Genomic DNA, 23,542 nt, shown 5'->3' with positions numbered 1-23,542 from the left:
GGAAGGGGAGAGGCCGCAGCCGGTGGGCCTGACAACAGCCCACCAGTCTACGGCCTCTCCTGGATGCCTCGACGCCTCAGTCCTTGACGGCCGGCTCCTTCGGGCGTTCGACCGCCGGGCCACGCCGGACCGCGCCGGGCGCGTTCCAGTCCTGCCGCCTGCGGGCCCGCAGCTTGGCCGCCTCGGAGGACGCCAGCTGGTAGGGCACGGAGGTCACCATCACGCCGGCGGTGAAGAGCAGGCGGCCCTTCAGGCGCAGGGCGCTCTGGTTGTGCAGCAGGTGCTCGTACCAGTGGCCGACCACGTACTCGGGGATGATCACGGAGACCGCGTCGCGCGGGGACTCCTTGCGCAGGCCCTTGACGTACTCGATGATCGGCCGGGTGATCTCGCGGTACGGCGAGTCGAGGACCTTCAGCGGTACGTCGATCCCGCGCCGCTCCCACTCCTCGCGCAGCGCCTTGGTCTCCGCCGGGTCGACGTTGACGGTGAGCGCCTCCAGGGTGTCCGAGCGCATCAGCTTGGCGTAGGCCATGGCGCGCAGGGTGGGACGGTGGATCTTGGAGATCAGGACGACCGAGTGCACCCGGGAGGGGCGGACGCTGTCGTCGCTCGGGCCCTCGGGCGCGGCGATCTCGTCGGCCACGCGGTCGTAGTGTTTCCGGATCGCGGTCATCGTCGCGTAGAAGATGCACATGCCCAGCAGGGCGACCCAGGCGCCGTGCGTGAACTTGGTGACCAGGACGACGACCAGCACCAGGCCGGTGAAGAAGGCGCCGAAGGCGTTGATCGCGCGGGAGCGGATCATGTGGCTGCGGGCCGCCGGGTTCTTCTCGACCGCCAGGTGGCGGTTCCAGTGCCGGACCATGCCGGTCTGGCTGAGCGTGAAGGACACGAACACGCCGACGATGTAGAGCTGGATGAGGCGGGTGGAGTCCGCGCCGTAGATGATCACGAGCAGCGCGGCGGCGCCCGCGAGCAGCACGATGCCGTTGGAGAAGGCGAGGCGGTCGCCGCGGGTGTGCAGCTGGCGCGGCAGGTAGCGGTCCTGGGCGAGGATCGAGCCGAGCAGCGGGAAGCCGTTGTACGCCGTGTTCGCCGCCAGGAACAGCACCAGCGCGGTCGCGGCCGCCAGCAGGACGAACAGGAAGCTGCCCTTGCCGAACACCGCCTCGGCGACCTGGGAGATCACCGGGTTCTGGACGTAACCGGAGCCGACCGGGGTGCCGTTGTGGATCAGGTCGGTGGCCGGGTGCTCGGCCATGCGGACGTTGGTCGACATGGCGAGGGCGATGATGCCGCAGAACATGGTGACGGCCAGCAGGCCCATCATCGCCAGCGTGGTCGCCGCGTTCTTCGACTTCGGCTTGCGGAAGGCCGGGACGCCGTTGGAGATGGCCTCCACACCGGTCAGCGCGGCACAGCCGGAGGAGAAGGCGCGCAGCATAAGGAAGACGAGGGCGAAGCCCGCGAGGCCCTGGTGCTCGGCCTTGATGTGGTAGTCGGCCGTCGGGGCCCGCATGGTGTCGTCGAGGACCAGGCCGCGGAAGGCGCCCCACGCGATCATGATGAAGACGCCGCCGACGAACACGTACGTCGGGATCGCGAAGAGCTTGCCCGACTCCTTCACGCCGCGCAGGTTCATCAGCGTCAGCAGGACGATGACGGCGGTCGCGCAGAACACCTTGTGCTCCACGACGAAGGGGACCGCGGAGCCGAGGTTCTCGATGCCGGAGGCGATGGAGACGGCCACGGTCAGCACGTAGTCGACGAGCAGGGCGCTGGCCACGGTGAGGCCGGCCTTGGGCCCCAGGTTGGTGGTGGCGACCTCGTAGTCGCCGCCGCCGCTCGGGTAGGCGTGGACGTTCTGCCGGTAGGAGGCGACCACGGTGAACATCAGCACGACGACCGCGACGGCGATCCAGGGGCTGAAGTGGTACGCCGACACGCCCGCGATGGACAGGACCAGCAGGACCTCCCCCGGCGCGTAGGCGACGGAGGACAGCGGGTCGGAGGCGAAGACGGGGAGGGCGATGCGCTTCGGCAGGAGCGTTTCGCCCAGCCGGTCACTGCGCAGTGCGCGCCCGATCAGGATCCGTTTGGGCACGTCGGTCAGTTTGGACACGACAGAGGATCGTAGGGCTTCGAACAGGCACCCGCCCACCCGGCATCCCGGTTCTGCCTCATGAGTGAAATCGTACGCGCTCCGAACTGCGGATTCCGAGGTCCGTGCGCCCCGCGTGCCTAGATGGCAGATCCCGGTCGTCACCGCACCTCGGAGGTCCCATGCCCGCGACCGCAGAGCTGATCGGGGCCATCGTCGCCCTGGTCGGCCTCGGAATCCTGACCCTGTGCAGCGTGCGCAGCATCACGCGCCGCAGGGGCGCCGCCGTGGATCCCCGGCGGTGACGGCGGCGGCGGTCCGGGAAACCTCCGCACCGGGGGTGCCCACCCCGAACCGCCCGTGTGTAGCTTTGGGCGTCGGTCTGAGACCCTGATGCTGAGCAGTAACTTTTGGACACCGGAAGGACGGTCGTGCACATCGTCATCATGGGCTGCGGAAGAGTGGGTTCCGCTCTTGCCCAGACCCTGGAGCAACAGGGGCACACGGTCGCCGTGATCGACCAGGACCCCACCGCCTTCCGTCGGCTGGGCCCGGGCTTCGGGGGCCGCCGCGTCACCGGCGTCGGCTTCGACCAGGACACCCTGCGCGAGGCGGGCATCGAGGAGGCCGGCGCGTTCGCCGCGGTCTCCAGCGGTGACAACTCCAACATCATCTCCGCGCGCGTGGCCCGCGAGATGTTCGGTGTGGAGAACGTGGCGGCCCGTATCTACGACCCCCGCCGTGCCGAGGTCTACCAGCGCCTGGGCATCCCCACCGTGGCCACGGTCCGCTGGACCGCCGACCAGATGCTGCGCCGGCTGCTGCCCTCGGGCGCCGAACCGCTGTGGCGCGACCCCACCGGCGGTGTCCAGCTCGCCGAGGTGCACGCCTCCGCCAAGTGGGTCGGCCACAAGATCAGCACGCTGCAGGAGGAGACGGGCGTCCGGGTGGCGTTCCTGACCCGCCTGGGCGAGGCGATCCTGCCCACGTCGCAGACGGTGCTGCAGGAGGGCGACCTGGTGCACGTGATGATGCGGACGGACGACGTCGAGAAGGTCGAGGCGGCGTTCGCCGGGGGCCCGGAAGAGGAGAGCGGTCACTGATGAGGGTCGCCATTGCCGGAGCCGGCGCCGTCGGCCGCTCGATCGCGGGCGAGCTGCTCGAGAACGGCCACGAGGTCCTGCTCATCGACAAGGCCCCGACCGCCATCTCGGTGGAGCGGGTGCCCCAGGCGGAGTGGCTGCTGGCCGACGCCTGTGAGATCACGTCCCTGGACGAGGCGGCGCTGCAGCGCTGCAACGTGGTGATCGCCGCGACCGGTGACGACAAGGTCAACCTGGTCGTCTCGCTGCTCGCCAAGACGGAGTACGGCGTTCCGCGCGTCGTCGCCCGGGTGAACAACCCGAAGAACGAGTGGCTGTTCAACGAGGCCTGGGGCGTGGACGTGGCCGTCTCCACCCCGCGCCTGATGTCCGCCCTGGTCGAGGAGGCGGTGAGCGTCGGCGACCTGGTCCGGCTGCTCCGCTTCAGCCACGGCGACGCCAACCTGGTGGAGCTGACCCTGCCCGAGGAGTCGGCCCTGGCCGGCACCCAGGTCGGCGACGTGGAGTGGCCGCAGGACACCTCCCTGGTCACGATCATCCGCGGCACCCGGGTGCTGACCCCGTCCCGGGAGGACTCCCTGGAGCCGGGCGACGAACTCCTCTTCGTGGCCGCGCAGGCCCGCGAGGAGCAGCTCGAGGAACTGCTGTCGGTCCGGCGCGAGGACTGACCGCACGAAAGGCAGAGGAAAGGGCGCCCTTGGCATCAAGGGCGCCCTTCCCCTTCGTACGAAGCCGTACGGCGGCTCGCTACGCCTCCCGGCGGTGCCGTCCGCCGGCCGGCTCGCCGTTCTCCTCGGCCAGGGCCGCCCGGCGCTCCTTCTCGGCCTGCTCCTCGGCCTCCATCTCCGCGAACACGTCGATCGGCGCGGGCGCCTTCGCCAGGAACACCCACGTCAGGTAGACCGCCAGCAGGAACGGCGGGATCTTCAGGGTGACCAGCACCCAGCCGAGCTGGGTGGTGTCGGCCCACCAGTACAGCGGGAAGAGGATCGCGCACTTGGCGAGCAGGATCAGCCCCCAGGCCCAACTGGCCTTGGCGTAGGCCTTCTTGCGGCCGGGGTTGCGGGTCCGCCAGGAGAGGTTCTCCTTGAAGACCGGGCCGAGGATGAGGCCGATCAGCGGCACACCGGCGAGGGTCGTGATGATGTAGGCGAGCGCCAGGCCCAGCGTGTAGAGCATGCCGGGGAGGTAGAAGTCCTTGGCGTTGCCCGTGAACATCGCGAAGACCACGCCGAACGCCACGCCGAAGACGCCGCTGAAGGCGTGCTTGACGGTGTCCTTGCGGACCAGCCGGACCACGACCAGCACCAGGGACAGGGCCAGCGCGGCGATCGCGGCGAAGTGCAGGTTCTTGTTGATCGTGAAGATCGCGACGAAGAGGAGACCGGGCAGCACCGTCTCGACCATGCCGCGGACACCGCCGAACGCCTCGAACAGGGCGGCCTCGGTGACCGCGCGTGCGTCGCGGTCCTCGTCGGGCCGAGTCTGATCGGTGTCTTGGGTCGGCTTGTCGAGGGACGTCACCGGCTACTCCCGTCCAAGGGGTCGCAGTTCGTACTTCGGATTGAACAGCACCCGGCGGCCCCGGCTCATGGAGATCCGGCCCGATGCGATCAGCTTGCGTCCGGGTTCTATCCCCACGATGGAGCGCCTGCCGAGCCACACCACGTCCAGGGCGGCGGAGCCGTCGAACAGCTCGGCCTCCAGGGCCGGGACTCCCGCGCGTGGCCGCAGGGTGACCGTGCGCAAGGTACCAGTTACCGTGACGATCTGCCGGTCGCGGCAGTCACCGATCCGGGTGCAGCCCGCCGTCTCGGCGTCCTCGCGCAGCTCCTCCGACTCCAGGTCCTCCTGCGAGGAGGAGAGCCGGTCGAGCATGCGCCGGAACCGGCCGGCCGGCTTCTGGGAACGAGGAACAGCACTCATACAGGAAGCGTACCGGGGTGCGCCGACACCGCCGTAGCCCAGCTCACTTCTCGAACCGGTATCCCATTCCGGGCTCCGTGATGAAGTGCTCCGGGTGCGACGGGTCCGTCTCCAGTTTGCGCCGGAGCTGCGCCATGTACACCCGGAGGTAGTTGGACTCGGTGCCGTACGACGGCCCCCACACCTCCTGGAGCAGCTGTTTCTGGCTGACCAGGCGGCCGGTGTTGCGGACCAGGACCTCCAGCAGGTGCCACTCGGTCGGGGTGAGCCGGACGTCCTTGCCGGACCGGTTGACCTTCTTCGCGGTCAGGTCGACGGTGAAGCCCGCGGTCTCCACTGTCGTCACGTCGTCCTCGCCGGGCCCGACGGGCTCGGCCCGGCGCACCGCGGCGCGCAGCCGGGCGAGCAGTTCGTCCATGCCGAAGGGCTTGGTGACGTAGTCGTCGGCGCCCGCGTCCAGCGCCTGGACCTTCTCGTCGGAGGAGTGGCGGGCGGACAGCACCAGGATCGGCACCCGGGTCCAGCCGCGCAGCCCCCGGATCACCTCGACGCCGTCCATGTCGGGCAGGCCCAGGTCCAGCACGACCACGTCGGGGTGGCGGGAGGCGGCGAGCTCCAGGGCGGTCCTGCCGTCGGGGGCCGCGTCGACCTCGTACTGGCGTGCCTTGAGGTTGATCACGAGAGCGCGCACGATCTGCGGCTCGTCCTCGACCACGAGCACCCGGGTCGTCATAGGGCCTGCCTTTCGGGTTCTGCGGTGGCCTCCGGAGGGTGGAGGGGTCGGAGGGGCTCGGGGGCCGCGCGGAGGCTCAGCACCATGGTGAGCCCGCCGCCCGGTGTGTCCTCGGCGTTCAGGGTGCCCCCCATCGCCTCGGCGAAGCCGCGGGCGACCGCGAGGCCGAGGCCGACCCCGGCGCCGCGCGGGGCGTCCCCGTACCGCTGGAAGGGCTCGAATATGCGGTCCTTCGCGTCGTCCGGCACCCCGGGCCCGCGGTCCACCACCCGCACCTCGACCCGGTCCGCGATGGCGCTGGCGGACACCAGGACGCGCCGTCCGAAGGGGCTGTACTTGACGGCGTTCTCGACCAGGTTGGCCACCGAGCGCTCCAGCAGCCCGGGGTCGACGGCGACCATGGGCAGGGTCTCGGGGACGTCCAGATCCACGCTGTCCTCGGGCACGCCGCCCAGGGCCATCGGAACCACCTCGTCCACGTCGATCTCGCGGATGAGCGGGGCCACGGTGCCGGTCTGCAGCCGGGACATGTCGAGCAGGTTGCCCACGAGGTGGTCGAGCCGGTCGGCGCCCTCCTCGATGCCCTGGAGCAGTTCCGCCCGGTCCTCCTCGGACCAGTCGACGTCCTCGGAGCGCAGGGACGAGACCGCGGCCTTGATCCCGGCCAGCGGGGTGCGCAGGTCGTGGCTGACGGCGGCGAGCAGGGCGGTGCGGATGCGGTTGCCCTCGGCGAGCGCCCGGGCCCGGTCGGCCTCCTCCTGGAGCCGGCTGCGGTCCAGCACGACGGCGGCCTGCGCGGCGAAGGCGGCCAGCACCCGGCGGTCCTCGGCGGGCAGCACCCGGCCGGTGAGCGCGAGGGCCATGTGGTCGCCGACCGGCACGTCGACGTCGGCGTCCTCGGGCCGCTCCAGGTACGGCCCGGGTCCGGCGCGGCCCGCGCAGGTCCACGGCTCGACGTCGCCGGCCCGCTCCAGCAGGGCCGCCGACTCCATCGCGAAGGTCTCCCGGACCCGTTCGAGCAGTTCCTCCAGACCGGTCTCGCCGCGCAGCACGTTGCCCGCGAGGAAGGAGAGGATCTCGGACTCGGCGCGCAGCCGGGCGGCCTGGTGGGTGCGCCGGGCGGCGAGGTCGACCACGGAGGCGACCGACATGCCGACGCCGAAGAAGATCGCGATGGCGACGATGTTCTTGGGGTCGGCGATGGTCAGCCGGTGCAGGGGCGGGGTGTAGAAGTAGTTCAGCAGCAGGGAGCCGAGGGCCGCCGAGGCGAGGGCGGGCAGCAGGCCGCCGAGCAGGGCCGCCGCGACGGTGACGGCCAGGAACAGCAGCATGTCGTTGGCGAGGCCGAGGTCGACGGTGCTGAGCAGTACCGCGAGGGCGGCGGGGCCACCGAGGCCCACCAGCCAGCCCCAGAGGATCCGGGCCCGGCCGAGCCGGGCGCCCCGGGCCTCGGGCAGTCCGCGGCCCTTGGCGACCTCCTCGTGGGTGACGATGTGCACGTCGAGGTCGGGGCCCGACTCGCGGGCGACGGTGGCGCCGACGCCGGGCCCGAACACGTACTGCCAGGCCTTGCGGCGGGAGGAGCCGAGCACGATCTGGGTGGCGTTGACACCGCGTGCGAAGTCCAGCAGGGCCGCGGGTATGTCGTCGCCGACGACGTGGTGGAAGGTGCCGCCGAGATCCTCCACCAGGGTGCGCTGGACGGCCAGTTCCTTCGGGGAGGCGGCGGTCAGGCCGTCGCTGCGGGCGATGTAGACGGCCATCACCTCGCCGCCGGCGCCCTTCTCGGCGAGCCGTGCCGCCCGCCGGATGAGGGTGCGCCCCTCGGGGCCGCCGGTCAGCCCGACCACGATCCGCTCCCGGGAACCCCAGATCCGGGAGACGCGGTGCTCGCTGCGGTACTCGTTCAGGTGCTCGTCGACCCGGTCGGCCACCCACAGCAGGGCCAGTTCACGCAGGGCGGTCAGGTTGCCGGGCCGGAAGTAGTTGGACAGGGCCGCGTCGACCTTGTCCGGCTGGTAGATGTTGCCGTGCGCCATGCGGCGGCGCAGGGCCTGCGGGGACATGTCGACCAGTTCGATCTGGTCGGCCCGGCGCACGATCTCGTCCGGGACCGTCTCGCGCTGCCGCACCCCCGTGATCGACTCGACGACGTCGCCCAGGGACTCCAGGTGCTGGATGTTGACGGTCGTGACGACGTCGACGCCGGCGGCGAGCAGTTCCTCGACGTCCTGCCAGCGCTTGGCGTTGCGGGAGCCGGGGACGTTGGTGTGGGCGAGTTCGTCCACGAGGGCGACGGCGGGGGCGCGGCGCAGCACCGCGTCGACGTCCATCTCCTCGAAGGCCGTGCCCCGGTGCTCCAGCCGCATGCGCGGCACCTGCTCCAGGCCGTGCAGCATCACCTCGGTGCGCGGCCGGTCGTGGTGCTCGACGAAGGCCACCACGCAGTCGGTGCCGCGCTCGACGCGGCGGTGCGCCTCGGACAGCATGGCGTAGGTCTTGCCCACGCCCGGTGCCGCGCCCAGATGGATCCGAAGCTTGCCGCGTGCCATGGCCCCATTGTCTTCCGCCGACTGCCGCCTACGCAGCGTCGACCCTACGTCCCGCGATGCGGACGAACCGGGCAAGGGGCCGGTCGAGGGGGGTCTTTGACGCAACCCTGACGGCCCGGCGCGGGCGGCTCAGTGCTCGGTGATCTCCCCGTCGCGCAGTTCCAGCACCCGGTCGGCGAGGTCCAGCAGGTTCGCGTCGTGCGTGGCGACCAGGGCGGTGGCCCGCTCGCTGCGGACGACGGCCCGCAGCAGCTCCATGACGGCGTGCCCGGTCTCGGCGTCGAGCTGGCCGGTCGGCTCGTCGGCGATCAGCAGGGCGGGGCGGTTGGCGAGGGCACGGGCGATGGCGACCCGCTGCTGCTGGCCGCCGGACAGCTCACCGGGCCGCTGGGCCGCGTGGTCGGCGAGCCCGACGAGGGAGAGCAGCAGCTCGACGCGCTCCTCGCGCTCGCGCGGCTCGGCCCGGCGCAGCCGCAGTGGTACGCCGACGTTCTCGGCGGCGGTCAGGATCGGGATGAGCCCGAAGGACTGGAAGACGAAGCCGATCCGGTCCCGCCTCAGCTCCAGCAGCCCGCTCTCGCCGAGCCCGGCCAGGTCCTGCCCGTCGACCTCGGCCCGGCCCCGGTCGGGGGTGTCGAGTCCGCCGACGATGTTCAGCAGGGTGGTCTTCCCGGAGCCGGAGCGCCCCTTGAGGGCGACGAGTTCGCCGCGCGGGACCTCCAGGGAGACCCCGCGCAGGGCCTGCACGGCGGCGGCCCCGCGCCCGTAGGACTTGTGCACGTCCTCGACGCGCACCATGGTCTCGGTGATCACCCGGCTCATGCGGCCTCCCCGTCACTCCCCCGTGCCCAGGCGGGCCGGGCGCCAGTATCTCCGCGTGACGCCCGGCCGTTCAACGGTTTCAGTTCGGGTTGTCGCCGTGGGTGAGGGTCTCCCAGGCGACGAAGAGGTTGTCGCTGCCGGCCGGGCGGTTGGCCAGGGTCAGGCTCCGGGTGTTGGTCATGGCGATGCCGCGCCGGTTGTGCAGGGCGTTGTAGCCGACCTCCGTGACGGGACCGAGGCCGAGCTTGAGGGAGCCGCCGCACAGCCAGCCGGGGATGGTCGCGCCGAGCTGGTACTTGGACTGGAAGCCGAGCGCCTGCCGCAGCCGCTCGCCGATGTCGGTGCCGTAGAGGTCCTGCCCCTGGATCCGGCTGGTCTCGGCGATGTGCGAGATCGCGGAGATGCCGTACCCGGTGTGGGTGAGGTCCCGGCAGGTCTCCTGGGTGAGTCCGGTGACGAAGGTGGACTGGCCCTGCCAGTAGGAGACGATCTTGTCGCGGGTGTTCAGGTTCTGGCTGGGCACGGTCTTCGGCAGGTCGCCGTCGGAGGCGAGGTAGACGTAGGCGGCCGCGCGGGTGCGGAACCTCGCCATCGCGGTGTCGTACGACGCCTTGTCCTCGAGGAAGACGGAGATGCCGACGGCGGCCTCCGTCATCGAGAGTTCCCAGTTGCCGTTGGAGTTGGAGCCCTTGATCACCACGGGCAGGTACACGTCGCGGAGCATGGCGGAGAAGCGGTTCTGGTTGGCCCAGCCGCCGGTGTACGTGTACTTGATGATCTCGGCGGCCTTGGGCCAGGACGAGCCCGCCCAGCCGGTCTGCAGGGGCGCGTTGCTGTTGGTGTGGCTGGTGATGGTGGCCGACCAGGCGTCCATGATCTGGATGGCCTTCTGGGCGTAGCGCGTGTCCCGGGTGATGTACCAGGCGAGGGCGTCGGTGTAGGCGGCGATCGCGTCCTCTCGCTCGTCGGTGCAGCCGTGGTCGGGGTTGGAGTAGGAGCCGCACTCGACGGTGGCGCGCGGCTTGGGTGTGCGGTTCAGGTCGGCGTACTTGCTCGCCTTCATCCGGTCGAAGGCGTCCTTCCAGGGCTGGGCGCCGGCCTGCACCTGGGCGCGGGCGAAGTCGAGTTGGCTCCGGGAGACGGTGACTCCGGGGTGGGCGAAGGCGGCGGGGGCGGAGTGCGCTGCGGGTGCCGCGAGGACAGCGGTCAGCAGGGAGGCCACGACGGCGAGCAGTGGGGTACGACGCACGGTGACTCCGTTCTCGTATGTGAACGCAGGGCGCCTTTATGAACAGGCGTGGGCTCGGAGACCGTAGGTACAGACCATTGGCCCGTCAAGGGGTCACGCATGCGAAAGGGCCGCACCCCCCGGGGGGGTACGGCCCTCTTTCGTCCTGTTGTCTACCGGACCTCGGTGATCTCGGGTCCGCGCTGGAGCTGGCCCATACCGCCGGAGAAGCGCGAGCCCTCCTCCTGCTGGACGCCCTCGGGAACCATCTGGGCGTCGTTCGGCAGCTTCAGGACGATCGGGTCGCGGGGCGCCATCGGGCCCTCGCCGCGGATCACGACCGTGTCCCGGAAGATCTGCTCCAGCAGACCAGCCGCCTGCGGCTGCACGGCGCCCTGTCCGGAGATCACACCGCGCAGGAACCAGCGCGGGCCGTCCACGCCGATGAACCGGACGACCTGGAAGCCGCCGGTGCCGTCCGGCAGCTGGACCGGTACCTGGGCTCGCAGCTCCCAGCCCAGCGGACCCTCGACCTCGTCGACGATGCCGCCCTGCTGGGTGATGCCGCCCGCGATCTCCTCGCGGACCTCGCCCCAGATGCCCTCGCGCTTGGGTGCGGCGAAGGCCTGGAGCTGGACGGCGCTGTCGCGCAGCACCACGGTCGCCGCGACGATCGCGTCACCCGCGACCTCCACCCGCAGCTCCATGCCGTCGACGCCCGGCACGAAGAGACCGCCGAGGTCGACGCGCCCCTCACCCGGGTCGCGCACCTCGCTGCTGTCCCACGGTCCGTCGGGCCGGGGCTCCGGCTCCAGCCGGACGCGCTCGCGCTCGGCCTCTTCCTCATCCGCCTCGGTGTCGACGCTGTCGACGACCTGCTCGGCCTCGCCGGCCGCGTCCTCGGCGGCACCCTTCTTCTTGCGACGTCCGAACACGTCACTGTCCTTCCCGGTCGGATACGACCGAAGCGTATCGATTCCCACCCGTCAGGCCACGCACGGCGGCCTGACCGCTTGTGCCGCTCTCGTCGCCCACCGCGGCATGGCCACCGGTGGACCCGAAGCCCCCCTCGGCCCGCGCCGAGCCGGGAAGTTCCGCCACCTCCTGGAAGCGGACCCTCTCGACCTGCTGGACGACCAGTTGGGCAATCCGGTCGAAGCGCTCGAACCGCACGGACTCGCGCGGGTCGAGATTCACCACGATCACCTTGATCTCCCCACGGTACCCGGCATCAACCGTCCCCGGGGCATTCACGAGGGCGACACCGCAGCGGGCGGCCAGGCCGGATCGTGGGTGCACGAAGGCCGCGTACCCCTCGGGGAGGGCGATCGACACACCCGTGGGCAGCACCGCCCGCTCACCGGGCGCCAGCTCGCGGGCCTCGGTGGTGCGCAGATCGGCCCCGGCGTCGCCCGGGTGCTCGTACGCGGGAAGCGGTACGTCCGGGTCGATGCGGCGCAGCCGCACGTCCAGCGGGGGGCGGCTCACGGGTTCACCTCGAAGGCGCGGGCCCGCCGGACCTGGTCCGGGTCGTCCATGGCGGCCCGGATCTCCTCCGTGCGGCCGTGGTCGATGAAGTGGTCCACCTTGACCTCGATGAACAGCGCGTCCGCGCGGACCGCGACGGGTCCGTCGGGGCCGCCGATGCGGCCGGTGGCGGTGGAGTAGATCTTCCGCCCGGCGACGGCGGTGACCTCGGCCTGGAGATGCAGTGTGGTGCCCACCGGAACCGGCCGCGCGAAGTCGGTCTCCAGCCGGCCCGTGACCGCGATGGTCCGCAGCAGCCAGTTCAGCGAGCCGAGCGTCTCGTCGAGGGCGGTGGCCAGCAGGCCGCCGTGGGCGAGGCCCGGAGCACCCTGATGGGCTGGCTGCACGGTGAACTCGGCGGTCAGCGAGACACCCTCACCGGCGCGCGCCTCCAGGTGCAGCCCGTGCGGTTGCCCACCGCCACACCCGAAACACTGTTCGTAGTGGGCGCCGAGAAGCTCGCCGGGCGCGGGGGCGTCGGGATGCCGTACCGGTTTCACCGCGTCGGCCGGGGGCTGAAGAGCCGGGGAACTACCACTCACAGGCGCAGACCTTACCCGCGCGTCGGCATGGTTCCGACACCGTGCCAAGCTTGGCTCATGCAGCTCTCCGCCACCCCCTACGAAGAACGCCTCACCACCCCTCGTTCGTGGTGGCTGATCAGCTTCCTCGTGGGCGTCTCGTTCGCCCTGATCCTGCTGCCGTTCGGGACCCTGCCGCTGCTCGGCGGCCTGGTCGGCGGTACGGCCGCCGCGGCCGTGGTGGCCAGCGCCTACGGCTCCCCGCGGATCCGGGTGGTGGGCGACTCGCTGATCGCGGGCGAGGCCCGGGTCCCGGTGTCGGCGCTCGGCGACTCGGAGGTCCTCGACCCCGAGGAGGCCCGCGCCTGGCGCACGTACAAGGCCGACACCCGCGCCTTCCTGCTGCTGCGCGCCTACATCCCCACGGCACTGCGCGTGGAGGTCACGGACCCGCAGGACCCGACGCCGTACCTGTACCTGTCGACGCGGGAGCCGGAACGACTGGCGGCCGCGATCGAGGCGGCCCGGCGGACGGCGGCGTAGCACCTCAGCCCTCCGGCTCCCCGGGCAGCTCGTCCAGCCTGATCGGATGCTCGGGCCTGTCCAGCGGCGGCAGTTCGGGCAGCTCGTCCCACGGCACCTGGACCTTCCGCAGGTCCGCGCGGACCAGTGCGGCGAGCCTTCTGGTGTCCCGGCGGTTCATGACGGCGCCGACCGCGGCGCCCACCATGAACGGCATGAGGTTCGGCAGGTCCCGGACCATCCGCTTCATGATCTGCTGGCGCAGTTCGCGCTTCATCCGGCCGCCGAGGGCCGCGTCGATGGTGGCCGGCTGGGTCACCTTGATGCCGCGCTCCCCCGTCCAGGAGGACAGGTACGCGGTGCTGCGGGCCCGGAGGTTCCCGGGCGGCCGTACGCCGTAGACCTCGTGCAGTTCGGCGATGAGCTTCAGCTCGATCGCGGCGACCCCGGTGATCTCGGTCGCCAGCTCGGTCGGCATGGCCGGCGGCACCGGCAGCATCGCCGCCGCCCCGATGCCGGCCCCGACGGTGGAGGTGCCGGCCGCCGCGCCCGCCACCAGTTTGTCGGCGAGTTCCTCCGGTCCGAGGCCGGGGAACTGGCGGCGCAGTGTCGCGAGGTCGCGTACGGGCACCCGCGGGGCGATCTCGAGGATGCGGTCAGCGATGTACGCCAGCCCCGCGCGGGCGCGGCTGCCGCCCCTGCGAGCCCCTTCCCGGGCCAGGCCCCTGGCCTTTTCACGGACCACCGCGGCCCGTCGCCTGGCGAGGGGCTGCGGCTCCGGCGCCGTCGGGTGGTCCTCCCGGCCGGACGCCGGTTCGAGCGAGGCTCCCGTAGATGATGATGAGCCCCGCTCGCCGTCACGCGTACCGTGCGGGCCGCCGTGCGGCCCCTTGTCCGCCGCCCGCAAGGAGAAGCGGCGCTTCCGCGGAGGGGTCGAGCCAGTCACGGCCGACCCGTCCTCAGTCGCAGTCGCGGCAGATCGGCTGGCCGTTCTTCTCGCGGGCCAGCTGGCTGCGGTGATGCACCAGGAAGCAGCTCATGCAGGTGAACTCGTCCTGCTGCTTGGGCAGCACCCGGACGGCCAGCTCCTCGTTCGAGAGGTCGGCGCCCGGCAGTTCCAGGCCCTCTGCGGCCTCGAACTCGTCGACGTCCACCGCGGAGGTGGACTTGTCGTTCCGGCGGGCCTTCAGCTCTTCAAGGCTGTCCGAGTCGACGTCGTCGTCGGTCTTGCGTGGAGTGTCGTAATCGGTTGCCATGTCGCTCTCCCCCTCTGGGTGTCTGTGGTCTCTTCAGCGCACGTAACGCGTGAGAGGCCGGACTTGTGCCCGACCTGAGGCGGAGATTTTGCCTCACATCAAGGTCTGTTACTCAATCGACACCCAAGCCGGCCGCTCGCGAGCGATCGGCTTGGATGGCGGTGTGGACCGTACACGGTTCGAATGCCGCGCCTCAAAGGCGCCTCACCGTGTACTTCCCGTGATCTAGAGTCCTGAAAACTGGGATTTTCCCGGCTTTCCGCCCCGTGTCATGATCACGCGGAGTACATGGCCGGAAATCCGTCCATGTGATCGATCACACAGGATCAACCGCCGACGGGGGGTCAAAAATTCCGCGCGAAGCGAACACCCCTCGCGTGTGTCGGATCCCGGTCACAGCGGCAGCGTGACCCGCATCACCAGACCCCCGCCCTCGCGCGGCGTCGCCACGATGTGGCCGCCGTGCGCGCGGGCCACGGACCGGACGATGGACAGGCCGAGGCCCACCCCCTTGTCGCTGCCCGTGCGCTCCGTGCGCAGCCGCCTGAACGGCTCGAAGAGGTTGTCGATCTCGTACGCCGGCACCACCGGACCGGTGTTGGAGACGGTGAGCACCGCCTGACCGTGCACCACCCCGGTGGTCACCTCGACCCAGCCGCCCTCGGACACGTTGTAGCGCACCGCGTTCTGGACGAGGTTCAGCGCGATCCGCTCCAGCAGCACGCCGTTGCCCTGCACCACCGCGGGCTTGCGCTCGCCCCGGACGGCGACGCCCTTGGCCTCGGCCTCGGCGTGCACCTGGTCCATGGCCTGGCCGGCCACCTCGGCCAGGTCGACCGGTTTGCGCTCGATGATCTGGTTGTCGCTGCGGGCGAGCAGCAGCAGGCCCTCCACGAGCTGCTCGCTGCGCTCGTTGGTGGCCAGCAGCGTCCTGCCGAGCTGCTGCAGCTCCACCGGCGCGCCCGGGTCGGACAGATGCACCTCCAGGAGCGTGCGGTTGATCGCGAGCGGGGTGCGCAGCTCGTGGGAGGCGTTGCCGACGAAGCGCTGCTGGGCGGTGAAGGCCCGCTCGAGGCGCTCCAGCATCTCGTCGAAGGTGTCCGCCAGCTCCTTCAGCTCGTCGTCCGGCCCGTCCAGCTCGATCCGCCGGGACAGGTCCGAGCCGGCCACCTGGCGCGCGGTGCGGGTGATCCGGCCGAGCGGGGACAGCACCCGGCCCGCCATCGCGTAGCCGAACGCGAAGGCGATCACGGCCAGGCCCAGCAGGGCCAGCAGCGAGCGGCTGAGCAGGTTGTCCAGGGCCGCCTGGCGCTGGTGGTCGGCGCACCGGCTGATCGCGTCGTTGAAGTCGGCGAGCGGGACCTTGTTGATGATCGCGGGGCAGTTGTCGCTGGAGACCTTCAGCTCCTGGAAGCTGACGATCTTGAACAGCGGCGCGTTGCCGTTGGTGATGGCCTGCGCGGCCAGCAGGTAGATGATCGACAGCAGCAGGATGCCGGCGATCAGGAACATGCCGCCGTACAGCAGGGTGAGGCGTATCCGGATGGTCGGGCGCAGCCACGGGAAGGGGGGCTGCGGCCTCCGGGGGTCCCAGGTGGGCTTCGGGGGCGCCTGGGGCGGCGCGGGTGTCGTGGCCACGGCGGATCAGATCCGGTAGCCGGAGCCGGGGACGGTGACGATCACCGGCGGCTCACCGAGCTTGCGGCGCAGCGTCATGACGGTCACGCGCACGACGTTGGTGAACGGGTCGGTGTTCTCGTCCCACGCCTTCTCCAGCAACTGCTCGGCCGAGACCACCGCGCCCTCGCTGCGCATCAGCACCTCGAGGACCGCGAACTCCTTGGGCGCGAGCTGGACCTCCTTGCCGTCGCGGAAGACCTCGCGACGGTTGGGGTCCAGCTTGATGCCGGCCCGCTCCAGGACCGGCGGCAGGGGGACGCTGGTACGGCGCCCGAGGGCCCGCACGCGCGCGATCAGCTCGCTGAACGCGAACGGCTTGGGGAGATAGTCGTCGGCGCCGATCTCCAGGCCCTCGACGCGGTCGCTGACGTCGCCGGAGGCGGTGAGCATGAGCACGCGCGTGGGCATGCCCAGCTCCACGATCTTGCGGCAGACGTCGTCGCCGTGCACGAGCGGGAGGTCACGGTCGAGGACGACCACGTCGTAGTCGTTGACGCCGATGCGCTCCAGGGCGGCCGCACCGTCGTACACGACGTCGACGGCCATGGCCTCCCGGCGCAGTCCGGTGGCCACCGCATCGGCGAGCAGTTGCTCGTCCTCGACGACGAGTACGCGCACGTCGCTAGTCCTTCCTGTGTCCACCCGCGTAGCGCGCGGTGAGGCGCGCGCGGGCAGGGGTGTCCGTGGGATGTGACCTCCATCCTGCCCTTTTCGGCCATAAGTCGGCTGTAAGACGGGGTCTCGGACCGCAGGGACAGGGGTGGCGGAGGGGCGACGCGAGATTTTCTCCGGCGGTGGAGGTTTCCCGCGGGGAGAGCGGGGGGAGGACGGCATGTACACCCCGCGATCACGCTCTGCATGTGCCGCAGCACCATGCGGTACATCGCGATCCGTCTCCGCATCCGCAGAGCGGGCGTGGGTGTCCGGCACCGTCGCCGCCCGGCCGGGCTGCGCTGGGCACCCGCGGCAGACGTGATCGTTTCCCTCCCAACGGCACACCCCCGTGCCACCCGACCCACGACCCAGGACGAGGGGGCGCAGCATGGACGCATTCACCGCAGGACTTCTGCAGCGCATAAAGGCGACCGAGTCCGACCTGACGCGGGCTCGTGACGAAGGCGACGACTTCCTCGTCGAGGTGGAACAGGCCGAGCTCGACGACCTGCGCCGCCTCGCCGCCGAGCACGGTGTGGAGGTCGGCGCGTCGCGCGTCTGTTGAGGCCCGCAGGGCAGGAACGGGACCCCCGGCGAATCCAGCGCCGGGGGTCCCGTTCGTCCAGCGCCCTGTGCGACGCCTGCCCGCCCGGACGCGGACTAGTCGTGCCAGGCGCCGAAGTCCTCCAGCAGCCGCTGGAGGGGCTCGAAGACGCCCGGGGTGCCCGCGACCGTCAGATCGCCCGTGGGGCGCTCTCCGGGGCGTCCGCCGGTCAGCGCGCCCGCCTCCCGGGCGATCAGGTCCCCCGCCGCCACGTCCCAGGCGTGCAGGCCGCGCTCGTAGTAGCCGTCCAGCCGGCCGCAGGCCAGGTCGCACAGGTCGACCGCGGCCGAACCGCCGCGCCGGATGTCCCGCAGCAGCGGGATGAGCCGGGCGGCGACCTCGGCCTGGTGGGTGCGGACCTCGGCGACGTAGTTGAAGCCGGTGGAGACGAGCGCCTGGTCCAGCGGGGGCGCGGGACGGCAGGACAGCGCCCGTTCGCCCTCCCACGCGCCCGTGGCCCAGGCCCCGCCGCCGCGCACCGCGTGGTACGTCTCACCGCGCATCGGCGCCGCGACGACGCCGACGACGCTCTCGCCGTCCTGCTCGGCCGCGACGGACACGGCCCAGGTCGGCAGCCCGTAGAGGTAGTTGACCGTGCCGTCGAGCGGGTCGATCACCCAGCGGATGCCGCTGGTTCCCTCGACGGAGGCGCCCTCTTCGCCGAGGAAGCCGTCCTCGGGCCGCCGCCCGGAGATCAGGTCGGTGATCAGCTTCTCGGCGGCGATGTCCATCTCGGTGACGACGTCGATCGGGCTCGACTTGGTCCTGGCCACCGCCAGGTCGGCCGGCCGTCCGTCACGCAGCAGCTCACCGGCCCGTCGGGCGGCCTCCTGGGCCAGCTCGAGCAGTTCCCGGTGGAGGGGGTCGGTCACTGTTCTCCTCGCGCGAAGGGGCTGTCGGCGCCGGCCGCGGCCGGCCGGGGGGCGCGGGCCGGGCAGCAGCCGACGGGGCAGAGGTCGTGGCTGGGGCCGAGCGCGCCCAGGGCGCACCGCGTGGCGTCCTGCCCGCGCTCGGCCGCGGCCCGCTCCATGACCAGGTCTCGGACGGCCGCCGCGAACCGCGGGTCGGCGCCCACGGTGGCCGAGCGGCGCACCGGCAGGCCCAGCTCCCCTGCCTTGGCCGTGGCCTCGGTGTCGAGGTCGTAGAGGACCTCCATGTGGTCGGAGACGAAGCCGATGGGCGCCATGACCACGGCCGGCACGCCGGCGGCGTGCCGCTCCTCGAGGTGGTCGCAGATGTCCGGCTCCAGCCAGGGGATGTGCGGGGCGCCGGAGCGGGACTGGTAGACGAGCCGCCAGGGGTGGTCCACACCGGTGCGCTCGTGGACGGCGTCGGCGATCAGCTGGGCCACGTCCAGGTGCTGCTCGACGTAGGCCCCGCCCTCCCCGTGGGCCTCGGCCGGGCCGGAGGTGTCGGCGGCGGAGGTGGGGATGGAGTGGGTGGTGAAGGCGATGTGGGCGCCGTCGCGCACGTCCTCGGGGAGCTCGGCGAGGGAGCGCAGCACACCGTCGATCATGGGCTCGACGAAGCCGGGGTGGTTGAAGTAGTGCCGCAGCTTGTCGACCTCCGGAGGCCGCACGCCCTCGTCCTGGAGGGTGGCCAGCGCGTCGGCCAGGTTCTCCCGGTACTGGCGGCAGCCCGAGTACGAGGCGTAGGCACTGGTGGCGAGCACCAGGACCCGGCGGCGGCCGTCGGCGGCCATCTCGCGCAGGGTGTCGGTCAGGTACGGCGCCCAGTTGCGGTTGCCCCAGTAGACCGGCAGGTTCAGGCCGTGCTCGGCGAAGTCCTCGCGCAGCGCCTTCAGCAGGGCCCGGTTCTGGTCGTTGATGGGGCTGACCCCGCCGAACAGGAAGTAGTGCTGCCCGACCTCCTTCAGGCGTTCCCTGGGGATGCCACGCCCGCGCGTGACGTTCTCCAGGAACGGGACCACGTCGTCGGGGCCTTCGGGGCCGCCGAACGAGAGCAGGAGCAGGGCGTCGTACGGGCTGGGATCGAGCACGTCAGGCATGACCCGATCCTGCCACCCGGTACCGACCGTGGGGGAACAGCGGGGTGAAGAGTCGGGTTCGGGGTGGTTTCGTGGTGATTTTCCGGCTGCTCCCGCGGTGGCGTGCCCGACCGTTTTCGGGGGTGCACTTAGGGCCACCTAACTCGTAAGCTGTACCGATCACATTCGCGCCTTACGAGCCGCCCGGAGTCCACGTGTCCAGCCCCTACCGCGCCCTGTTCGCCGAGCCCGGCACGAAGGCCTTCTCCGCCGCGGGCTTCCTCGGCCGCATGCCGCTGTCGATGATGGGCATCGGCGTGGTCACGATGGTCTCGCAGCTCACCGGCCGCTACGGCCTGGCCGGCGCGCTGTCCGCGACCATCGCGCTGTCCGCCGCCGCGATCGGGCCGCAGATCTCCCGGCTGGTGGACCGGCACGGGCAGCGGCGGGTGCTGCGCCCGGCGACCCTGGTCGCGCTCACGGCGGCCGCCGGGCTGCTGCTCACCGCGTCCCTCGGGGGGCCGGACTGGACGCTGTTCGTCTGCGCGGCCGGGATCGGCTCGGTGCCGAGCCTGGGCGCGATGATCCGGTCCCGCTGGGCGGCCCTGTACCGGGGGACGCCGAAGCTGCACACCGCCTACTCGTTCGAGTCGGTGGTCGACGAGGTCTGCTTCATCTTCGGGCCGATCATCTCCATCGGCCTCTCCACGGCCTGGTTCCCGGAGGCGGGGCCCCTGCTGGCCGCGTGCTTCCTGGCCGCCGGCGTCTTCTGGCTGACCTCCCAGCACGCCACCGAGCCCCGGCCGCACCCGCGTGAGCGCAAGGGCGGGGGCAGCGCTCTGCGCTCGCCCGGGCTCCAGGTGCTGGTGGCCACCTTCGCGGCCACCGGCACGATCTTCGGGGCGGTCGACGTGGTCACCGTCGCCTTCGCCGACGAACGCGGCCACAAGGCCGCCGCGAGCGTGGTCCTCGCGCTGTACGCCGCCGGATCCTGCGCGGCCGGGGCGGTCTTCGGACTGATGCGGTTCGCCGGAGCACCGGAGCGCCGCTGGCTCGCGGGCGTGTCGGCCATGGCCGTGAGTATGATCCCCCTCCTACTGGTCGGAAACCTGCCGCTTCTGGCCGTGGCGCTGTTCGTTGCGGGGCTGGCCATCGCGCCGACGATGATCACGACGATGTCCCTCATCGAAGAGCACGTACCTCGCGCGCAGCTCACCGAGGGCATGACCTGGGTGAGCACCGGCCTCGCGGTCGGAGTCGCGCTCGGCTCCTCCGTGGCCGGCTGGGTGATCGACGCAGCCGGGGCGCGCGCCGGGTACGGGGTTCCGGCCGTGTCCGGGGCCGTCGCGGTCGCGGTCGGTTTCCTCGGGTACCGCCGGCTCCGCAGGCCGGCGGCGGGTCGGGGAGGCGTCGTTGAGCACCATGTCGAGCGCGAGGAACAGCACCTGGCGTAACTGGGGCGGCAACGTCTCCGCCCGCCCCGCGCGCCAGGTCGCGCCGGCCTCGGTGGAGGAGTTGGCCGCCGAGGTGCGCCGGGCGGCCGAGGACGGCCTGAAGGTGAAGGCGGTCGGCACCGGGCACTCCTTCACGTCCATAGCCGCCACGGACGGCGTGCTGATCCGCCCTCAGCTGCTGACCGGCATACGCGGCATCGACCGGGAGGCCATGACCGTCACGGTCGAGGCGGGCACCCCCCTCAAGAGACTCAACGCGGCCCTGGCGCGCGAGGGGCTGTCGCTCACCAACATGGGCGACATCATGGAGCAGACGGTCTCCGGCGCCACCAGCACCGGCACCCACGGCACCGGCCGCGAGTCGGCCTCGATCGCGGCCCAGATCAAGGGCCTCGAACTGGTGACGGCCGACGGCTCGGTGCTCACCTGCTCCGAGAAGGAGAACCCGGAGGTCTTCGCGGCCGCCCGCACAGGCCTCGGCGCACTCGGTGTCGTCACGGCGATCACCTTCGCGGTGGAACCGCTGTTCCTGCTCACCGCGCGCGAGGAACCGATGCCCTTCGACCGCGTGATCGCCGAGTTCGATCAACTGTGGGCGGAGAACGAACACTTCGAGTTCTACTGGTTCCCGCACACCGGCAACACCAACACCAAGCGCAACAACCGCAGCGCGGGCCCGGAGCAGCCGGTCGGGCGGCTGGCCGGCTGGTTCGAGGACGAGTTCCTCTCCAACGGCGTCTTCCAGGTGGCCCAGTGGGTCGGGCGCGCGGCCCCGGCGACCGTCCCGGCGATCGCGCGGATCTCCAGCAGGGCGCTGTCCGCGCGGACGTACACGGACATCCCCTACGAGGTCTTCACCTCGCCGCGCCGGGTGCGCTTCGTGGAGATGGAGTACGCCGTCCCGCGCGCGGCCCTGGCGGACACCCTGCGCGAGTTGAAGTCCATGGTCGACCGCTCCGGACTGCGCGTCAGCTTCCCGGTCGAGGTGCGCACCGCGCCGGCCGACGACATCACCCTGTCCACCGCCTCCGGCCGGGACAGCGCGTACATCGCCGTGCACATGTTCCGGGGCACGCCGTACCAGGCCTACTTCACCGCCGCCGAGCGCATCTTCACCTCGCACGAGGGCCGGCCGCACTGGGGGAAGGTGCACACGCGGGACGCGGCGTACCTCTCCGGGGTGTACCCGCGCTTCGCCGAGTTCACGGCACTGCGCGACCGGCTCGACCCGGAACGCCTGTTCCAGAACGACTACTTGCGGAGGATTCTGGGGGCGTAGCGATTAGTTCCGTTTCCGGGGATTACGTGAAGTTCGCCACCTTCGAGACCGCCGCACCCCCGAAATGAGCGGCCAAGTCGCACCCCTTGCGAGAAGTTGGGCGGCGCGCCCATCCACGCACATGGTCCAAATGGAGTACTGTTGCGAGCCCTGGGTCCGGTGCCCCACCAGGCTGTCCGCGACCTCGCAGGACCGCCGGGAGGGGGCCAGTTGCACAGGGTGACGGAGTTTGTCACTTAGCGTTGCGAATAGGTAACCGTGCCATAACGGCGACCCAGGGCCCATGCCCGACACGCCGGGCAACTCGGCAAGGTTGTGGCAGGCTGCACCCGGGCAGGCCACACTCGACTAGCGGAAGCAGCGACGCACGTGACGTCGGCAGGCACCACCCGGGAGGTCCCCATGCCCGAACTGCGTGTCGTGGCCGTCTCCAATGACGGCACACGGCTGGTGCTCAAGGCTGCCGACTCCACGGAGTACACACTCCCGATCGACGAGCGGCTGCGCGCCGCCGTCCGCGGCGACCGGCCCCGTCTCGGCCAGATCGAGATCGAGGTGGAGAGCCATCTCCGCCCGCGTGACATCCAGGCCCGTATACGAGCCGGCGCCACCGCCGAAGAGGTCGCCCAGCTCGCCGGCATCCCGGTCGACCGGGTACGGCGCTTCGAGGGACCGGTGCTGGCCGAGCGCGCCTTCATGGCCGAGCGCGCCCGCAAGACCCCGGTCCGCCGGCCCGGCGAGAACTCCGGTCCGCTGCTCGGCGAGGCCGTCCAGGAGCGGCTGCTGCTGCGCGGCGCCGACAAGGACACCGTGCAGTGGGACTCCTGGCGCCGGGACGACGGCACCTGGGAGGTCCTGCTCGTCTACCGGGTCGCGGGCGAACCGCACTCGGCGAGCTGGACGTACGACCCGCCCCGGCGGCTCGTCCAGGCCGTGGACGAGGAGGCGCGCTCGCTGATCGGCGAGTCCGACGACCTCGCCGTGCCGGAGCCGAGCTTCCCGTTCGTCCCGCGCATCGCCCGGCTGCCGCGCGACCGGGGCATGGACCGCGCCCTGGAGCGGCTCGACCGGGACCGGCCGAGCCTGCCCGCGCAGGCGTCCGAGCCCGCCGAGGAGAGCACCGGCGAACGCGACTCGCTGACCAGCCTGCTGGAGGCGGTGCCGAGCTTCCGGGGCGACCTGGTGGTCCCGGAACGGCCGGTGGAGATCTCGGCGGAGGAGCCGCCCGAGGAGGTCGCCGAGGAGGAGCCCCCGGCGCCCGCCGCGTCGGCCGGATCCGCCTACGCGGACGTCCTCATGCCGCGCTCGGTGGGCAGCCACCGGGACCGGCTCATCGGCTCCACGGACCGCCAGGCCGAGGCCGACGGGGTCCGCCCCGGCCGCCGGGCCGCGGTCCCTAGCTGGGACGAGATCGTGTTCGGGACCCGGCGCAAGAAGCAGGAGTAAACGGGCCGTACGACCGTGTGAACCGTCGTACGACGTGTGAGAAGTGGGGGCGCGCGCAGGGTGCTGGTGTACGGGCCGTCCGCGAAGGTGTTCCCGCCGCTCTTGAGCTGGCTCGCGTAGCCCTTGCTCAGCTCGGCGGGCGGC

24 protein-coding genes are annotated in these 23,542 nt (G+C 71.5%); 8 read left to right on the top strand and 16 right to left on the bottom strand.

The window, feature by feature from the left end; genetic code table 11:
* Positions 1-76: 76 nt before the first annotated feature.
* Entirely contained in the window at positions 77-2,125 is a 2,049-nt protein-coding gene (locus tag ABZ478_RS25710) for an APC family permease (protein WP_359553010.1), read from the bottom strand.
* A gap of 161 nt (positions 2,126-2,286) precedes the next feature.
* Between ABZ478_RS25710 and ABZ478_RS25705 the strand changes: the two genes are divergently transcribed.
* The 3 genes from ABZ478_RS25705 (at position 2,287) to ABZ478_RS25695 (ending at position 3,875) form a co-directional block, all read left to right on the top strand.
* Positions 2,287-2,409, top strand: coding sequence for a hypothetical protein (locus tag ABZ478_RS25705; RefSeq protein ID WP_359553009.1), 123 nt, complete (start codon positions 2,287-2,289; stop codon positions 2,407-2,409).
* A 126-nt stretch (positions 2,410-2,535) separates the two neighbouring features.
* A complete protein-coding gene (locus ABZ478_RS25700) occupies positions 2,536-3,207 on the top strand; it encodes a TrkA family potassium uptake protein (RefSeq protein ID WP_359553008.1) in 672 nt (223 codons plus the stop codon).
* The gene (locus ABZ478_RS25695) at positions 3,207-3,875 is read left to right on the top strand and encodes an NAD-binding protein (protein ID WP_199212330.1); all 669 of its coding nucleotides are present in this window, start codon (positions 3,207-3,209) and stop codon (positions 3,873-3,875) included. Before ABZ478_RS25700 ends, ABZ478_RS25695 begins: the two co-directional genes overlap by 1 nt.
* Positions 3,876-3,954: 79 nt before the next feature.
* On the opposite strand, the gene ABZ478_RS25690 is transcribed toward ABZ478_RS25695, so the two are convergent.
* The 9 genes from ABZ478_RS25690 to ABZ478_RS25650 form a co-directional block, all read right to left on the bottom strand.
* Positions 3,955-4,731, bottom strand: coding sequence for a DUF3159 domain-containing protein (locus ABZ478_RS25690; protein ID WP_359553007.1), 777 nt, complete (start codon positions 4,729-4,731; stop codon positions 3,955-3,957).
* Between the two features lie 3 nt (positions 4,732-4,734).
* Positions 4,735-5,133, bottom strand: coding sequence for an OB-fold nucleic acid binding domain-containing protein (locus tag ABZ478_RS25685; protein ID WP_358934691.1), 399 nt, complete (start codon positions 5,131-5,133; stop codon positions 4,735-4,737).
* Positions 5,134-5,176: 43 nt separating this feature from the next.
* The gene (locus ABZ478_RS25680) at positions 5,177-5,866 is read right to left on the bottom strand and encodes a response regulator (RefSeq protein ID WP_359553006.1); all 690 of its coding nucleotides are present in this window, start codon (positions 5,864-5,866) and stop codon (positions 5,177-5,179) included.
* On the bottom strand, positions 5,863-8,418 hold the full coding sequence (locus tag ABZ478_RS25675) for a sensor histidine kinase KdpD (protein WP_359553005.1): 2,556 nt from the start codon (positions 8,416-8,418) through the stop codon (positions 5,863-5,865). Before ABZ478_RS25675 ends, ABZ478_RS25680 begins: the two co-directional genes overlap by 4 nt.
* Before the next feature lie 129 nt (positions 8,419-8,547).
* Complete coding sequence (locus ABZ478_RS25670) at positions 8,548-9,240, bottom strand: ABC transporter ATP-binding protein (RefSeq protein WP_359553004.1); 693 nt, start codon at positions 9,238-9,240, stop codon at positions 8,548-8,550.
* A 79-nt stretch (positions 9,241-9,319) separates the two neighbouring features.
* Entirely contained in the window at positions 9,320-10,489 is a 1,170-nt protein-coding gene (locus ABZ478_RS25665) for an alginate lyase family protein (protein ID WP_359553003.1), read from the bottom strand.
* A 152-nt stretch (positions 10,490-10,641) separates the two neighbouring features.
* Positions 10,642-11,403, bottom strand: a complete 762-nt coding sequence (locus tag ABZ478_RS25660) for a DUF3710 domain-containing protein (RefSeq protein WP_359553002.1) — start codon at positions 11,401-11,403, stop codon at positions 10,642-10,644.
* Position 11,404: 1 nt separating this feature from the next.
* A complete protein-coding gene (dut, locus tag ABZ478_RS25655) occupies positions 11,405-11,956 on the bottom strand; it encodes a dUTP diphosphatase (protein WP_359553001.1) in 552 nt (183 codons plus the stop codon).
* Positions 11,953-12,537, bottom strand: coding sequence for a hotdog fold domain-containing protein (locus ABZ478_RS25650; protein WP_359553000.1), 585 nt, complete (start codon positions 12,535-12,537; stop codon positions 11,953-11,955). The genes dut and ABZ478_RS25650 overlap by 4 nt, the downstream gene beginning before the upstream one ends.
* Positions 12,538-12,594: 57 nt before the next feature.
* On the opposite strand from ABZ478_RS25650, the gene ABZ478_RS25645 reads away from it, so the two are divergent.
* A complete protein-coding gene (locus tag ABZ478_RS25645; protein WP_359552999.1) occupies positions 12,595-13,059 on the top strand; it encodes a DUF3093 domain-containing protein in 465 nt (154 codons plus the stop codon).
* Between the two features lie 4 nt (positions 13,060-13,063).
* On the opposite strand, the gene ABZ478_RS25640 is transcribed toward ABZ478_RS25645, so the two are convergent.
* From ABZ478_RS25640 to ABZ478_RS25625, 4 genes are all read right to left on the bottom strand, one after another.
* Entirely contained in the window at positions 13,064-13,984 is a 921-nt protein-coding gene (locus ABZ478_RS25640; RefSeq protein ID WP_359552998.1) for a hypothetical protein, read from the bottom strand.
* A 13-nt stretch (positions 13,985-13,997) separates the two neighbouring features.
* Positions 13,998-14,294, bottom strand: coding sequence for a DUF4193 domain-containing protein (locus tag ABZ478_RS25635; RefSeq protein ID WP_005481602.1), 297 nt, complete (start codon positions 14,292-14,294; stop codon positions 13,998-14,000).
* 393 nt (positions 14,295-14,687) lie between these two features.
* Positions 14,688-15,932: a HAMP domain-containing sensor histidine kinase gene (locus ABZ478_RS25630; RefSeq protein ID WP_359552997.1), complete on the bottom strand. Its 1,245-nt coding sequence runs from the start codon at positions 15,930-15,932 to the stop codon at positions 14,688-14,690.
* Positions 15,933-15,938: 6 nt separating this feature from the next.
* On the bottom strand, positions 15,939-16,592 hold the full coding sequence (locus tag ABZ478_RS25625) for a response regulator transcription factor (RefSeq protein WP_003993508.1): 654 nt from the start codon (positions 16,590-16,592) through the stop codon (positions 15,939-15,941).
* A 424-nt stretch (positions 16,593-17,016) separates the two neighbouring features.
* Here ABZ478_RS25625 and ABZ478_RS25620 point away from each other — a divergent pair, with 424 nt between their 5' ends.
* Positions 17,017-17,193, top strand: coding sequence for a hypothetical protein (locus ABZ478_RS25620; protein WP_358934668.1), 177 nt, complete (start codon positions 17,017-17,019; stop codon positions 17,191-17,193).
* A gap of 95 nt (positions 17,194-17,288) precedes the next feature.
* Here the strand turns inward: ABZ478_RS25620 and ABZ478_RS25615 are convergent, their stop codons facing one another.
* Together ABZ478_RS25615 and ABZ478_RS25610 are read right to left on the bottom strand one after the other, a co-directional pair.
* Positions 17,289-18,104: an inositol monophosphatase family protein gene (locus ABZ478_RS25615; RefSeq protein ID WP_359552996.1), complete on the bottom strand. Its 816-nt coding sequence runs from the start codon at positions 18,102-18,104 to the stop codon at positions 17,289-17,291.
* Positions 18,101-19,240: a ferrochelatase gene (locus ABZ478_RS25610; RefSeq protein WP_359552995.1), complete on the bottom strand. Its 1,140-nt coding sequence runs from the start codon at positions 19,238-19,240 to the stop codon at positions 18,101-18,103. The genes ABZ478_RS25615 and ABZ478_RS25610 overlap by 4 nt, the downstream gene beginning before the upstream one ends.
* 194 nt (positions 19,241-19,434) lie before the next feature.
* On the opposite strand from ABZ478_RS25610, the gene ABZ478_RS25605 reads away from it, so the two are divergent.
* The 3 genes from ABZ478_RS25605 to sepH all read left to right on the top strand — a co-directional run bounded on the left by ABZ478_RS25605 (position 19,435) and on the right by sepH (position 23,398).
* Positions 19,435-20,673, top strand: a complete 1,239-nt coding sequence (locus ABZ478_RS25605; protein ID WP_359552994.1) for an MFS transporter — start codon at positions 19,435-19,437, stop codon at positions 20,671-20,673.
* Complete coding sequence (locus ABZ478_RS25600; protein ID WP_359552993.1) at positions 20,633-21,952, top strand: D-arabinono-1,4-lactone oxidase; 1,320 nt, start codon at positions 20,633-20,635, stop codon at positions 21,950-21,952. Before ABZ478_RS25605 ends, ABZ478_RS25600 begins: the two co-directional genes overlap by 41 nt.
* 402 nt (positions 21,953-22,354) lie before the next feature.
* The gene (gene sepH, locus ABZ478_RS25595; protein WP_359552992.1) at positions 22,355-23,398 is read left to right on the top strand and encodes a septation protein SepH; all 1,044 of its coding nucleotides are present in this window, start codon (positions 22,355-22,357) and stop codon (positions 23,396-23,398) included.
* Positions 23,399-23,542 lie beyond the last annotated feature (144 nt).

The organism is Streptomyces sp. NPDC005706 (genome assembly GCF_040631045.1).
Taxonomy (GTDB): domain Bacteria; phylum Actinomycetota; class Actinomycetes; order Streptomycetales; family Streptomycetaceae; genus Streptomyces.
Note: the sequence above shows the minus strand (reverse complement) of the source record. Positions and strands in the feature narration are given on the sequence as shown.